This window comes from Streptomyces sp. NPDC054872 (genome assembly GCF_053610705.1).
In genome coordinates this window covers 1-13,558 of record NZ_JBSGYY010000037.1, presented here as the reverse complement: position 1 = coordinate 13,558, position 13,558 = coordinate 1, and the positions used below count along the sequence as shown (strand labels likewise).

Below are 13,558 nucleotides of genomic sequence, written 5' to 3'. Positions count from 1 at the left end.
CCGTGGGTGATATCGCCAAGGGCGTCCTTGGGGGCGGATGGGCGCTGGTCGTTGGCTGGGTGCTGCCCGCCGCGCTCAACCTCGCGGTCTTCTTCCTCACCGTCGCTCCCAGCCTGCATCAGACTGCAGCCATCAAACGCGTCTGGCCCGACACGGCCAGTCAGACGGCCCTGCTGCTCCTCTGCGCCGCCGTTCTCTTCGGTATCGTGCTCAACGCTCTCCAGACCCCCCTCTACCGGATCCTTGAGGGCTATCTGCTGTGGCCGCGCAGTGCCTACGATCGTGGCTGCCGACGGCAGCGGGCCCGCAAAGAGCGGATCACTGATCTGATTGCTCGGCCGGAAGGCCGTACGCCGGTACAGCGTGCTCTGCTCAACGAGCAGCTGGCCCGCTACCCGGCCGACACCGACCAGCTCGCCCCGACCCGGCTCGGCAACGCGATCCGTCGATTCGAGGAGTACGGCCACAACCGCTTCCGCCTCGATACCCAGGTGCTGTGGAACGAACTATGCGCGGCTGCGCCCGCGCAGGCACGCCGCCAGGTGGAGACGGCACGTACCAGCGTGGACTTCTTCGTGGCGCTGCTATACGGGCACGGCGTAGTGGCGGCGCTCGCCCTGCTAGCCCTGCCGTCAACCGCCGCCGAGCGGCCCCTGCTGGCCGTCACCGCCACCCTGCTGTGCGCACTGATTCCGCTGTGGTACCGCTCCGCCGTGTATGCCACCGATGAGTGGGCCGCCGCAGTGCGGGCCATGGTCAACTTGGGCCGCAAACCGCTGGCTGACGCGCTCGGACTCGTGCTGCCGCAGCGACTGTCCGAGGAACGCACCATGTGGCAGCTCGTTACCCGGATGTCCCGGCGCCCCTACCGGGATGCTGCAGACACGGCCTTCGCACCGTACCGGGCTGCCCCACCAGATCCGCACTGCCCACTGCATCCACCGGTTCCCGGCCCGAGTGCGTGATTCCTACCGCGCTGGAGGTCCTTGCAGAGGAGCCATACCCATCCCCGAGTAGCGCATGGATGGAACACTGCCTCTCCCCCAGCCCCCAGTGTGTGAGCAGCGATCAGCAAGGCCTCGCAGCCGCCCAGCCTCGTGGTACGGGCCTTGCTGGTTGAGAGCCGTCTTGATACCACCGGCTTGAAGGTGCTCGTCGCCTTTCACCAAGCCTTCGTCCGTGGACCGTCGTGCTAGTCCGCATGAGGGAGCCAGGTGGAAGGCAGGCCAACGATTTCGGGCACAGGACTGCCGAGGGCAGCGAGGAGCCCCTGGGGAACCGGGCCTGTCACGCCGATGAAGGACACGCGGGCGCCGGAGAACTCCGTCTCGTTGAAGTCCACGGTGCTGCCGGAGAACCTTGCGCCTAGGAAGTCCACGGTGCCGTCGGAGAACCTTGCGTTGAGGAAGGTCACAGTCCCGTCGGAGAACGACGCGTCGACGAAGGTCGCGGTGCCGTCGGAGAACGACGCGTCGACGAAGGTCACAGTGCCGCCGGAGAATGTCGCGTGGCTGAAGGACACGGTGCCGTGGGAGAACATTGCGCCCTTGAAGGACACGGTGCCGTTGGAGAACATCGCGCCCTTGAAGGACACAGTGTTGCCGGAGAACGTCGCGTCCTTGAAGGACACGGTGCTGCCGGAGAATGTCGCGTGGCTGAAGTAGCCGGTGCCGCCGAAGAACGTCGCCTGGCCGAAGTACACGGTGCCGTCGGTGAACGTCGCATGGCTGAAGGACACGGTGCCGTCGGAGAACATCGCGCCCTTGAAGGACACGGTGCTGCCGGAGAACGTCGCGTCCCTGAAGGACACGGTGCTGCCGGAGAACGTCGCGTTGTCAAAGGACACGGTGCCGCCGGAGAAGACCGCACCGGTGAAGTCCATGTTGCCGTCGATAGCGACCCCAGTGAGGTCGAGGCTGTGGCCCTGCCAGGAGCGGTGAGTTCCCAGGGAGCGTCGGTAGTGGTCGCCGATGAGGCGCAGGATCGTGTGCCGAACCTCGCGCAGAGCATGATGTCGGTCCTTCCTGTCCTGGTGGGCGTCGCGTTGTTCTTCAGTAGGTGAGGTGCCGTCGGGCAGGGGGTCAGACAGAACTCCAGGGTCGGTAGGGAACGGCAGGCGGAGATAGGCGCATAGGACGTCGATACAGGTCTGACGCAGGTTGTTGTCAGGGGCGTCGTCAGCGAGGCCGGCCAGGGCATGGACGCCCCCGAGCCGGACGGCCGGGGAGTCTGCTCCGAGTTTGTCGACAGCTTGGGAGAAGCGCTCGGTGTGGAGGCGGGTGGCTTCGCGGTGGGCGCCGGCCTCGTCAACGCGTTGGCGGCGGTAAGCGACGACCAGGGCGACGAGCGCGCCGGCTCCGGCGACCACTCCGAAGGAGAGCTTCACCAGGTCGAAGAGTGTCTTCGCGTCGAGCTTCGTGCTGCGGTCGATCTCCTGGAAGTCCAGCAGGGCCACCAGGCCGTAGAAGACACCGCCCGCGGCCAGAACCGCGGTGACGAAGGCGATGGCCAGGGCGCGGCCGACCTTCCACAGCCGTAATTCGCGATCGTCTGGGCCGGAGCGAGGCCTCTTGTTGGCTGTCATGGGGAGGGAGACTCGGCAGACAGTCCCGCGGTTGCAGATTCGCCGTAGGGCCAGGCACCGCTGGGCCACCTGCACGGCGCGCGGCTCCTGTCGGTGGGAAGACGACTCAACGCTCTTGCTCTGGAGGTAGCGAGACGGGTTCTGAGGGCGCCCGCAGCCAGTTGGTGGCTGGGACGACTTCCTGACGGACGGTCGAAGGTGGCCCGCGGCGCAGGGTGTAGTCGATCGCGTATTCCGACGGAATACGATCCTGCCGCCCGACGGCCAGCTGGTTGCGGGCTGCGTCAGCCGGCCCCGCACTCTCTCTGCGACTCACTCCCCGACGGCTGCCCAGCAAACGCCAACCCCAGCATCCTGGCCTGGGCCTGCGGCGCCCGCATCCGTGGGGACGGATCGGGGTTCTCGGTTCCGTGGGGCGGGGCAGGGGTGGCTCTGAGTGGGAAGCCCGTAGGCTATTACGCCGTAATAGCCCGCCTCCTCCGGTCAGTCCGGCCTGGCGGCCAGGGCTACTACGGCGCAACCGAGCAGAGGTGTGACGGAGCTCGGCCAGCGGCGGGTAGTCCCGTCGGAAAACCGAGTCGATGGCGAGCCGTCTCACTCTCATCTGGAGCGGGCTTCTCCAGAAGTCGCTAGTCCGCCCAGGGCACTGAGTCGCGGTCGACTGGACAGGGTGGGAACAGACGTCGCCCGCTGTAGCGCACCACCGTCAACAAGGCGGAGGCCCGGCGGCTATTACGCCGTAATAGCTTCTTCGTGTCCCTTCGGGCTCTTGCAGATTATTACGCCGTAATAGAGCTCCTCCCCCAGCCGCCGGTGCGGTGCTGCCGAGGCTGGTCGCGCAGTATCTGATGGCCTTCAGGTGCATCAGTGCTTCAGCGTGCCGGGCGGTGGAGTCAGTGTGAAGAGGACCGAGTTGAGGGTGACGTACCGGGCTGCGCCACCAGATCCGCACTGCCCATGGCATCCATCGGTTCCCGGCCCGGTGCTTGATTCCCACCGCGCTGGATGTCCTTACAGAGGAGCCATAGCTATCCCCGAGTAGCGCATGGTTGGAACACTGCCTCTTCCCTCGGACCCTGCCGTGTGAGCAGTGCGATACGCAAGGCCCCGCAGCCGCCCATGAATCGCCGGAGCGCGTGCAGGGCCCTCCCCTATGCGCAGCGCGACGTCGCCACATCTCTGGCGGTACTCGAGACGGTTCCGTTTCGTATCTCGGTGTCGGCATGAGGTGGCACAACTAGCCGACTACACAGTGCGCTAGGAAGCGCGCTAGGCGGCGCGTCAGCCGTCCTCGCCTGCTGCGTGCCCGATACCGGGCGAGGCAGCCCGCAGGCAGGTCACTCCAACCAGGTGAAATCAGGCGACGCGATATCCATGCCGGGGCGAGTCCCGCTGGGCACGCACTGACTCCCCCATAAATTCGATCATCACATGATGTCCGGACTGTGACGGGAAGTGGTGTCGGTGCCTCTGCGCACAGTGAGGTTCGACGTCGTCGACCTCGACCGAGTCAAAGCCGCCCTGCGACGGCGCATGCAACTCATGACCGAAGGCCTGTTCATCACCAAGGTTTTCGTCGTGGTCAACGGCAAGGGCGGAGTCGGAAAGAGCTCGCTGTCCACCGCCATCGCCGCCGCCCTGGCCAAGACCGGGCAGCGCGTCCTGCTCGTCGAGATGGACGAACAGGGCAACCACGATGAGGACCTGGGTATCGGCGGCACCGAGCTCGCCGACGATGGCCAGGCCCAGGCCGCGGCAATCCTCGAGGGCAAGCCCTTCGCCCCGACCGGCCAGGCACGACCCAATCTCTTCATCGTCCCGGGCGGGGCCGCGCTGGAAGAGGTGGTCGAGGAGCTCTACTGCCAGCGCCGGCTCGCCTCCCGCAGCGATGATCCGGAAGACCAGCTGGCGTGGATGGGCATGTACGCCGCCGCCATCGACGCGGTCCGTGACGACTACGACGTCATCATCCTGGATGTGGCACCCGGCTGTGAACCGCTACAGCTGCAGGCCCTCGTCGCGGGCGAGCGGGTGATCATCCCGTCCAAGTCGGATCCCTCATCCCGTAAAGGACTGCGGACCGTGGCCCGCCGATTCGCCCGGGCCCGCGTTCTCAACCTCGTCCTGCGGCTGCTGGGCGTGGTCATCTTCGCCACCAACAGCTCAGCAACCAAGGTCCAGAACAAGATCAAGGACCAGCTCTCGCAAGACCTCAACGGGGCCGCTCCCGTGATGGAGCAGACGATCCGGCACGTCGAGGCAGCCGCAGTGCTGTGCCGGACCCGAGGGCGGCTACCGCAGGAGCTGGCCGCAGATCCTGACCTCGACCCCAAGATGCGGCCCTCCATGAAAGGGCTGGCCGGCGACTACCGCTCGCTGGCCCTGGAAGTCCTGCAGGCCAAGGCCGAACTCGACGCCGCAGAGCACAAGGAGCGCGTGGCATGAGCAGCAAGACGACGAAGAACAACGCCGGCGCCAAAAGGGGAGGGCTGCCTGAAGACGCGGCTCTGGATGCCTTCGGCCTCGACGCTCCCACCGTGCAGGCCGCGTTCGCGCCGCGAAGCCCTGCCGCACCTGCACGGCCTACCGCCCCCGACGACGACACGGGTCAGGGCCCTGCCGGGGAAACGGCGCCGCATTCCCTGCCTCCCGAGCCGCGAAGGGAGATGGCCTCAGCGACGCCCGCCGGGGCGGCACCGGTGCCCATTCCCGTTCCGCCCGTCAGCAGCGCGGGCAACGATGCCACGCAGTGCACCATCATGGTGCACCTGCAAGTACGGGCGAGGTTCTCCCACTACCAGACGACGCTCAAAGCACAGACGGGTTGGGAACCCACCAATGCCGTCGTCGTCCGGCGGGCTTTCCTCCAGGCTAAGAAGCAGGAGCTGTGGGGCGATCTCCTGCAGCGGGCCCGTCAACGTCAACACCCGGTCAGCGACGAGGACCTCGACCCCGACGGGCTGTTCGGGGAGGTGCCCAACCGCCGCGTCGATCGCGGGTCGATCAAGGAGAACACCCAGCAGAGCTTCCGCCCCTCCAAGCAAGAACTGGCGGTGTACGACGCCTTCGCCACCGCTCACGGCTTCGACAACCGAAGCGACTTCCTCAACGCCGTCCTCGATGCGTTCCTGCCTGAACTGCCGAGCAGCCGACGCGCTGGACGGTAGCGAGCAGGGTCGCATGCACGGTTCGTTGGCGTCGCAGCGCGCTTCACTGCGACGGAGCCGCTGAGTATTACGCCGTAATAGCCCCGGCCCTGAAAGCTACCGACTCAGACCCAAGCGTCTTCGTGGCCGGAGTATTACGGCGTAATAGCAGGCGCGGCAGGTGGAAGCTATGCCCGCCCGGAGGCAGCAAGCTCCATCCGTTCGTGGGGAGGCATCTGGAGCGCACCGGCATGAAGCAACGGAGTCAGTGCCTCTGAGGCCCCGCGACCCGCGAAGTGGACGACTGCGCGCCCATGGTCGGCCGCTCGCTCGCCCAGGACACCGGCTCGACGCGAGGCCGAATGCACGGCGGGGTCGCACGGCAAGCTGATCCAGCTGGCGGAGACCACAGCAGGTGACAGTAGTGGAGAGGGCCTACCGCGAACCGAGCCGAAGGTGCCGCCCTGGCTATTACGCCGTAATAGCTCTCGATCTGGGTGGACGGCCGGCGACCCAGATGTCGTGCCACACAGCTATTACGCCGTAATATGACAGGATGGCCGCCCCGACGATCCGGAGGGGCCACGTCCATGCAGACGCCTTCCGACTACCTTGAACTGGCGCGCACTGAGGATGACAGCACCGTTCTGCATCGACTAGCGCGTTGTCCTTACCCCTTCGTCTGGCAGGCGCTGGCCGCCAATCCCTCCACGCCGCCTGTCACCTTGTTGGAGCTGAGCACCGCCCAAGACAGTGCCTGGAACGACAACAGACTGCTTTGCCTGCTGGCGCAGCACCCGAACGCAGATCACTCAGTGCTGCGCGCCGTCCGTGACGCCGTGGCTGCAAAGCTCGCCGCGGGTGAACGGCCCTATGCCGCCGTGCTCGCGCTGGCAGAGCGGACGGAACTCGCAACGACAGAAGTGCGACAACTCGGTGCTCTAAGCGGAGCTTCTGCGCGTCTGCGGAGTCGGCTGGAGCGGCAACTACAGCTCCGCACCTGATCCCATGGGGGATGCAACGATCTTGATGTGACCGCAGCAGTCCACTCAGGCCGGGTGCATCCGATCGACGGATCTGGTTTCCCAGGACAGCAGTCGACACAGCAGTGCTGGCCGTGACGGAGACTCAACAGCTAGGCCTGTTCCAGTCGTTCGATTCTTGGCTGTGCGTCGTTCTAAGGCCAGGCACCGTCTCGGCATCTCCGGATCAACTGGACTGAGCGTCTCACCTGGCCCGTGAGCGCTATGGTCGGCCTCACTCAGCGGCGTAGGTGGCCCGCAAGGTAGAGCCCGTCCTGATACCCCCGACGCAACGTGCTCGCCGCCTGGTTTCAACCGTCCACAGATCGGTCTGCTAGCCCGCATGTGGGTGCCAGGCGGAAGATAGAACAACTGTATCGAGGGAGCTGCCAACGGCGGCGAGGAGCCCATTGGGAACCGAGCCTGTCGCACCTTGGAAAGACACGGCGGCGCCGGAGAACACCGCCTCGCGGAAGTACACGAAGCCGCCGGAGAACACCGCCTGACCGAAGGACACGATGCCGCCGGCGAACACCGCCCCGCCGAAGTGCATGGAGCCGTCGGAGAACACTGCATCGCGGAAGGACACGGTGGCGCCGGAGAACACCGCCTGACCGAAATCCACGAGGCCGCCGGAAAGCACCGCCCCGACGCAGTCCACGACGCCCTCAGAGAACTCCGCCCCGCGGAAGGACACGGTGGCGCCGGAGAACACCGCCCCGCGGAAGGACACGACGGCGCAGGAGAACACCGCCCCGCTGAAGTCGATGTTGCCGTCGATAGTGACGCCGGTGAGGTCGAGGTCGCAGCCTTGCCAGGAGCGGTGGGTTCCTTTGGGGCGTCGGTAGTGGTCGCCGATGAGGCGCAGGATGGTGTGCCGGACTTTGCGCAGGGCCAGATAGTGATGGTGTTCCGCTCGGTGGGTGGGGTCTTCGCCGGGGTCGGGGGTGTAGGGGAGTTGGAGGTAGGCGCTCAGGACGTCGATGCAGGTTTGGCGCAGGCCGGTGTCGGGGGCGTCGTCGGCGAGGCCGGCCAGGGCGTGGACGCCGCCGAGGCGGACGGCGGGGGAGTCGGAGCCGAGTTTGTCGACGGCCTGGGAGAAGCGTTCGGTGTGGAGGCGGGTGGCTTCGCGGTGGGCGCTGGCCTCGTCGATGCGCTGGCGGCGGTAGGCGACGACCAGGGCGACGAGCGCGCCGGCTCCGGCGACCACTCCGAAGGAGAGCTTCACCAGGTCGAAGAGTGTCTTCGCGTCGAGCTTCGTGCTGCGGTCGATTTCCTGGAAGTCCAGCAGGGCCACCAGGCCGTAGAAGACTCCGCCCGCGGCCAGAACCGCGGTGAGGAAGGCGATGGTCAGGGCCCGGCCGACCTTCCACAGCCGCAATTCGCGATCGTCTGGGCCGGAGCGAGGCCTCTTGTTGGCTGTCACGGGGAGGGAGACTCGGCAGACAGACCCGCGGTTGCAGATCCCACCGCAGGGCCACCTGCACCGCGCGCGGCTCCTGCCGGTGGGAAGGCGCCTCAACTCCCTTGATCTGGAGGTATCGACACGGGTTCTAGTGGAGCTGCCCATTGGGAAGCCTTTGAGCACACGAGTTGGCTCCAGAGCGTGATTCCTGGCCCGCCAGACCTCGGGCGGGGGACACCCCCGAAGTGCTGCCAGACCCCCGCAACTAGACTCCGGCACCATGACGGCCGCCGCTCCCGTATCGCCTATCCCGGTCGCGCCCGCCGGCCTCACCCGCAGGGCCAAGAGATTCGTAGAGGTGGAGGGCATCCGCCTTCCCCAGCACGGCATCGGGCGCCACCGCGACGCGTGGATGAGGCACGGCATTCCGGCCGCGGAGGTCGACCGTGTCGCGGCCTTCCAGGACCGATGGGGCGGTCTCGCGCTGCCTCCGGCCCCGTTCTACGAGAGCGGCCCGCGCATCCTGGACGCGGACGTTCCCGAGGGCTCGACCGCGGAGGGCTGGTGGATTCCGGCCGGGAACGGCCGGGTATCCATGACCTACGGATTCATGATCGGCCCCGGTGGCGAGTTCGGGATCCACGGCTCCCGTTGGGCACCGCTGCATGCCACTACGGACGGCTGGGTGAAATCACTGGCCCTGGCCGCCCACGCAAGACGCTGGGCCCAGACCATCACGAGGACCACCGGCAAGATCGTTGACTCCCTAGACCTCGACGGGTACGAGCAGGTATCTGAAGTACAGGGTTTGACTGACACCTGGTGGCGGGGCAAGGGCTCACTCATTGCCCTCTACCGCGGTGAGGCCGTCGGCCTCGACGCACCTCAATGCCTTGAGGCTCACGTATACAGCGGCCTGGACGAGTGGGGTCTCCACGGCGGTTGACCGCTCGCCGATGCCTCCGGCTGAGCACCTACTTGGCCGGACGTCAGACTACGCCGAAGTCACAGAGAGGTTGGAGACGGCGTCTGAGGAGTACTTCCTGGATTCCTGTCAGGTCGCGGACGCGCGTGACCGGCCATCACATCGCCTCCTGGGTACGTCGCAACAGTTAGAGCTTGGGACAGCTCACTGGCAACCCGAAGAATTCCTCTCATCCACGCAGAAGTCGTACGGAATGGGGCTATATGCACAGCCCGCTTCCAAAACCGTGACGGCTTCGACTCGCTCTGCCTGAGTACCGGGGCGGCCACCCGAGGGGGTTCACCTTGCCCCGTGTGGGGCGTGAGGGTCCGGCCCCGCCGACACCGGGTATTACGCCGTAATAGCTGTCCGGTCGCGAATACCTCCGGGCACGACGCCTCTCCGGACTGCGGTGCCCGGACTTGGGTGAGACACACAGCGCGCCCGGTGTCTCACCCAAGTCCGGGTAGTCGTCCGTGCAGGTATGTCAGGTCGGGAGAGCCCCCGGGGAGTGTCGGAACGACAGTTGGCAGTAGCTAGTAGCTATGCCTCCTCTGCGACAACTTGCAGCCATCGCAGATCCGGTGGCACGGGCCTGCGGGCTAGCGTCCGCCGCGCGACCTGCAAATATGACTCGTCTCCCGCGCTCGCTGCTCGCTCGACCCACCCGGCCGGCCACATTCGATGTGTCCCCCAGCTTGTGTTGAACTCGGCGCCAGCCCGCGCGTTCTTGAAGTTGAAGCCCTCCGGGGCTGTGACGTCGTGGTACATCGCGATGCCCTGAAACGTTGCGTTCTCGAAGTTGGGCTGCTTGTGAAAGGTCACGTCGACGAACACCGCTCGCAAGCCGAACCAGGTGCCGCGGAACCATGCGTCGTCGCCGAAACGAGCATTGTGGAAATGGACGTGGTCGGTGAACTCGCCATTGCTGAAGTTCGCCCTGTCGCGGAACGTGACGTCCGTGAAGTTGCCGGTCCGGATTCGGCAGCCGGACAGATCCAGCTGCTCGAGCTCAGCACCGCGCAGATCAATGTCGATGTCGGGCCAGTGCAGACCTTGCGGCGGCCATACCGCCTCTTCGTCCTTGACGGGAGCGTAAAGATGCCTGGACAGGATCGTGTTGACCGTCTCCCTCACGACCCGCTCCTGACCGCGGAGCAGGTGGGCGTTCTGCTGCGACGTCAGGTGAGCGCTCCTCTGGGCGAAACTCATCGCCGCAATGTCTGCCTCAGGATCCGTGGGAGGGGCCTTAGGCGCGAGCGGCATCCGTAGATATGCGCAGAACACGTCCACGATCGTCTGCCGGTGTGTGGGGTGGTCGTGGGCGAGGCGCTCCAAGGCATACAGTCCAGCCAGCCGCACTGACGCATTGTCACTGCCTAACTGCCCCGACGCGGCGGTGTACAGCTCGGTGATGCGCCGCTCCGTCGCGTCGAACTCGGAGACCGCGTCCGCCGTCTTCTGCTGGATATGGGTGTGCTCACTCAGCCACTGCCGCCGCAGCGCGAGCAACAGCGCAGCAGCGCCCCCTGTACCCGCCCCGACAGTCAGCGACGTCTTGATGGCCTCAATGCGGGCCGACGCCCGCTCCGCCCCCGTAAGCGGCTGAGTCTGTTTCAACATCACCCACATGGTCACCGCGACCGACACAACGACCAGCAGGCTGGCCAGTGCCGCCCACCACCACGAGATCGGCCGTACACGACCCGACTTCAGATCCTCCATGCCATCCCCCAAGGACACGAGTGTCTGCCTCCACTGTGCCCAGCCGCGAGGCAGTCGGATCGCGAATTGAGGAACACCAGAGGGAGCAAGATGGCCCCGCACACGAGCGCAGCGCGGATCCTTGAGTTCCGGTGCTGCCGTCGCCCTACAGCCAAAGTGTGCGGATTCCTTGGGGACGCCGGGTCAGATACCCGGAGATCTTTGAGATTGCCCCGACATCACAGCGACGGGACAACAGCTCGATGTTGTGAAACCTAACGTGTCGAAGTCGCAATTGGGTGGCTCACGTTAGTAAGGTGCCCTCCATGAGCTCGCCATCCAGCGACCGCGAGAAGGTCGTCTCCAAACTCCCCAGCCAACTACGGCACGATCTGAAGATCCGAGCCGCCCAGCACCGGGTCGACCTCCAAGACGCGGTGGAGCAGGGCATCACTGCCTGGATGAACCTTGCCGCCGCACCTTTGGCCATCGACACCGCAGGCGCGGACTCCTTCTCGACCTGGCTGCCGGCAGGACAGTGGACCGCTTTCACGCAGGTTGCCAAGGACCGAAAGCTCTCCCTGATCCAGGGACTTGCGCAGTCGGTCACGCTGTGGCTCGACACCAACCCGCCGCCCACCATTGAGCGCCGCAAGCATCCCAAGCGCCGGATCGTCTGCAACCAGAAGGGCGGTGTCGGCAAGACAGCCGTGACATCAGGCCTTGGTGCAGCACTCGCGGAGGACCCCAACTCTCTCCACCCGGTGCGGATCTCCAGGCACTTGGCCGATCAGGTAGCCGCACAGGAAGCGGCCGCACTAGACGAAGAGGCACAGCGCGGCTCGTCAAAGTCACCGCTCAAGATTGAAGAACTTCCCGGCCTGGGCCGCCGCATCCTGATGGTCGACTTTGACCCCCAGCGCCACCTGACCAAGCAGCTTGGCCAGGAAGACATCCCGATGAGCCCGGACCACGACAGCCTGAGCAAGCACATGTCCGGCGAAGCCAAGGGCGACATCCACGACCTTGTCGTCACCCTCGACGATGATCGCTACGGCGGCCGCCTGGACTTGCTGCCCGGCTGCAAGGACGCCTTCCTCCTGGATGTCGCTCTGTCCAAGGTGCGTTTTCGTGAAGCAGCCCTGGAACGCGCTCTGGCACCGCTCGAGGCTGAATACGACGAGATCCTCGTTGACTGCCCGCCCAGTCTCGGCCTCAGCATGGATGCCGCGATCTACTACGGCCGACGCCGCGATGAGGAAGGCCCCGGCGTTTCCGGACCGCTCATCATCGTCCAGGCCGAGGACAGCAGCGCAGACGCCTACGATCTGCTCATCGAGCAGATCGAGGACCTCCGCGAGGACATGGGCATCGACCTCGACTATCTCGGCATCGTCGTGAACCTCTACGACCCACGCCGCGGATACATCGCCACCTCTTCACTGGATGCCTGGATTGCCATAAAGGATCCAAGGGTTGTCGCCGTCATCGGTGACCTGGGAGACCAACGCAAGGCCGTCCGCATGAAGCAGCCGCTGCTGTCCTTCGCACCGCGCGGAGAGCAGGCCATCACCATGCGCGCACTGGCAAGGGAGCTGCCGTGAGCCGGATCGCTGATCAACTGGGAACGGGCGCGTCCTTCGGCAAGGCACGCGGGGGAGTGAGCGCGCGACGAGCGGCCGTAGCCGCAGCCACCGGCGGCGTGCCCACTGAGGGAGTACCCGACCCGACGAAGCTCGCCGTCGCCCTCATCAGCCCCAACCCCGACAACCCGCGCACCACGCTCGGAGACCTCACCGACCTGGGCAACAGCCTCAAGGACCACGGCCAAAAGCAGGCCATCACGGTCATGAACCGCGATGCCTACGTCGCGGCGAACCCCGCCCTGGAAAGCAAGTTGGAGGACGGCACCACACACGTCGTCGTCGACGGCAGCAGCCGTCTGTGGGCCGCCCGCGAGGCAGGCCTCGACGAGCTCAAGGTCATGGTCGACGACACGCAAGGCAGCACCGAAGAGGAGCTCCTTGAGTCGGCCCTGGTCGCCAACGTCCACCGCCAGGACCTGGAACCGATGGATGAGGCACGCGCCCTGCAGCGGTTGCTAGCCATCCACAAGACACAGACCAACCTGGCCAAGCGCCTGCACCGGTCGCAGGGGTGGGTCTCCCAGCGTCTGTCCCTGCTGGGCCTGACACCCGAACTGCAGCAGAGCTTGGAAGAGGGCACCGAGAACGTGGACCTGCTGCGAGCCGTGGGCAACAAGCCCCCAGCCCAGCAGAAGCAGGCGCTTAAGGAACTCAAGGAGAAGAAGGCGGCCGAGGAAGCCAACCGCCGAGACGCACGGGGTAAGCCACGCGCCAAGGAGCGCAATGCCGGCGGCGCGAAGGATGAGGCTGGTGAGACGAGCGGGCCCGCATCCGTGAGCAACCAGCCCTCGACGAGCAAGGCGAAGGCGTCAGGTGCCGACGAGTCATCCGGGCAGCCGGCCACCAGCACGCCAGCCAACTCCACGGAGAGCACGGCCGAATCGACGAAACAGCGCGAACCACTGCCGGAGCTCGTGGGTATCACGTCCATGCCGTTCGGTCGGCCGGAAGCAGTCCTGCGGATCCTCGAGGAACACATGCCCACCGAAAAGCTGGAGCAGCTGATCAAACTGCTCAACAACCGGGTCTGAAGAGCAGGGAGGGCGTCGCCCCTTCTCTCCAGCCGACCGGCTGGAGAGAAGGGGCG

The 13,558-nt window shown here is 66.0% G+C and carries 10 protein-coding genes; 7 read left to right on the top strand and 3 right to left on the bottom strand.

The window, feature by feature from the left end:
- Window positions 1–2 precede the first annotated feature (2 nt).
- The gene (locus ACWGIH_RS33775; protein WP_453450428.1) at window positions 3–965 is read left to right on the top strand and encodes a hypothetical protein; all 963 of its coding nucleotides are present in this window, start codon (window positions 3–5) and stop codon (window positions 963–965) included.
- Between the two features lie 227 nt (window positions 966–1,192).
- Here ACWGIH_RS33775 and ACWGIH_RS33770 read toward each other — a convergent pair whose 3' ends face one another.
- The gene (locus tag ACWGIH_RS33770) at window positions 1,193–2,584 is read right to left on the bottom strand and encodes a pentapeptide repeat-containing protein (RefSeq protein WP_453450429.1); all 1,392 of its coding nucleotides are present in this window, start codon (window positions 2,582–2,584) and stop codon (window positions 1,193–1,195) included.
- 1,464 nt (window positions 2,585–4,048) lie between these two features.
- Between ACWGIH_RS33770 and ACWGIH_RS33765 the strand changes: the two genes are divergently transcribed.
- The 3 genes from ACWGIH_RS33765 to ACWGIH_RS33755 all read left to right on the top strand — a co-directional run bounded on the left by ACWGIH_RS33765 (window position 4,049) and on the right by ACWGIH_RS33755 (window position 6,734).
- Window positions 4,049–5,029 carry a ParA family protein gene (locus ACWGIH_RS33765; protein ID WP_453450430.1) on the top strand — a complete coding sequence of 327 codons (981 nt, stop codon included), beginning with the start codon at window positions 4,049–4,051 and terminating at the stop codon, window positions 5,027–5,029.
- On the top strand, window positions 5,026–5,751 hold the full coding sequence (locus ACWGIH_RS33760) for a hypothetical protein (protein WP_453450431.1): 726 nt from the start codon (window positions 5,026–5,028) through the stop codon (window positions 5,749–5,751). The genes ACWGIH_RS33765 and ACWGIH_RS33760 overlap by 4 nt, the downstream gene beginning before the upstream one ends.
- Window positions 5,752–6,320: 569 nt before the next feature.
- Window positions 6,321–6,734 carry a hypothetical protein gene (locus ACWGIH_RS33755; RefSeq protein WP_453450433.1) on the top strand — a complete coding sequence of 138 codons (414 nt, stop codon included), beginning with the start codon at window positions 6,321–6,323 and terminating at the stop codon, window positions 6,732–6,734.
- Between the two features lie 352 nt (window positions 6,735–7,086).
- Here ACWGIH_RS33755 and ACWGIH_RS33750 read toward each other — a convergent pair whose 3' ends face one another.
- Window positions 7,087–8,133: a pentapeptide repeat-containing protein gene (locus ACWGIH_RS33750; RefSeq protein ID WP_453450434.1), complete on the bottom strand. Its 1,047-nt coding sequence runs from the start codon at window positions 8,131–8,133 to the stop codon at window positions 7,087–7,089.
- Between the two features lie 304 nt (window positions 8,134–8,437).
- Between ACWGIH_RS33750 and ACWGIH_RS33745 the strand changes: the two genes are divergently transcribed.
- Window positions 8,438–9,103, top strand: coding sequence for a hypothetical protein (locus ACWGIH_RS33745; protein WP_453450435.1), 666 nt, complete (start codon window positions 8,438–8,440; stop codon window positions 9,101–9,103).
- Between the two features lie 561 nt (window positions 9,104–9,664).
- Here ACWGIH_RS33745 and ACWGIH_RS33740 read toward each other — a convergent pair.
- A complete protein-coding gene (locus ACWGIH_RS33740) occupies window positions 9,665–10,846 on the bottom strand; it encodes a pentapeptide repeat-containing protein (protein ID WP_453450436.1) in 1,182 nt (393 codons plus the stop codon).
- 305 nt (window positions 10,847–11,151) lie between these two features.
- Here ACWGIH_RS33740 and ACWGIH_RS33735 point away from each other — a divergent pair, with 305 nt between their 5' ends.
- A complete protein-coding gene (locus ACWGIH_RS33735) occupies window positions 11,152–12,429 on the top strand; it encodes a ParA family protein (protein ID WP_453450437.1) in 1,278 nt (425 codons plus the stop codon).
- Window positions 12,426–13,502, top strand: coding sequence for a ParB/RepB/Spo0J family partition protein (locus ACWGIH_RS33730; RefSeq protein ID WP_453450438.1), 1,077 nt, complete (start codon window positions 12,426–12,428; stop codon window positions 13,500–13,502). The genes ACWGIH_RS33735 and ACWGIH_RS33730 overlap by 4 nt, the downstream gene beginning before the upstream one ends.
- The last annotated feature ends 56 nt before the right edge of the window (window positions 13,503–13,558 follow it).

Coding starts and splice junctions, on each gene's coding strand:
- ACWGIH_RS33770 (WP_453450429.1), bottom strand. CDS start 2,584: ATGACAGCCAACAAGAGGCCTCGCTCCGGCCCAGACGATCGCGAATTA.
- ACWGIH_RS33740 (WP_453450436.1), bottom strand. CDS start 10,846: ATGGAGGATCTGAAGTCGGGTCGTGTACGGCCGATCTCGTGGTGGTGG.
- ACWGIH_RS33735 (WP_453450437.1), top strand. CDS start 11,152: ATGAGCTCGCCATCCAGCGACCGCGAGAAGGTCGTCTCCAAACTCCCC.
- ACWGIH_RS33745 (WP_453450435.1), top strand. CDS start 8,438: ATGACGGCCGCCGCTCCCGTATCGCCTATCCCGGTCGCGCCCGCCGGC.
- ACWGIH_RS33760 (WP_453450431.1), top strand. CDS start 5,026: ATGAGCAGCAAGACGACGAAGAACAACGCCGGCGCCAAAAGGGGAGGG.
- ACWGIH_RS33755 (WP_453450433.1), top strand. CDS start 6,321: ATGCAGACGCCTTCCGACTACCTTGAACTGGCGCGCACTGAGGATGAC.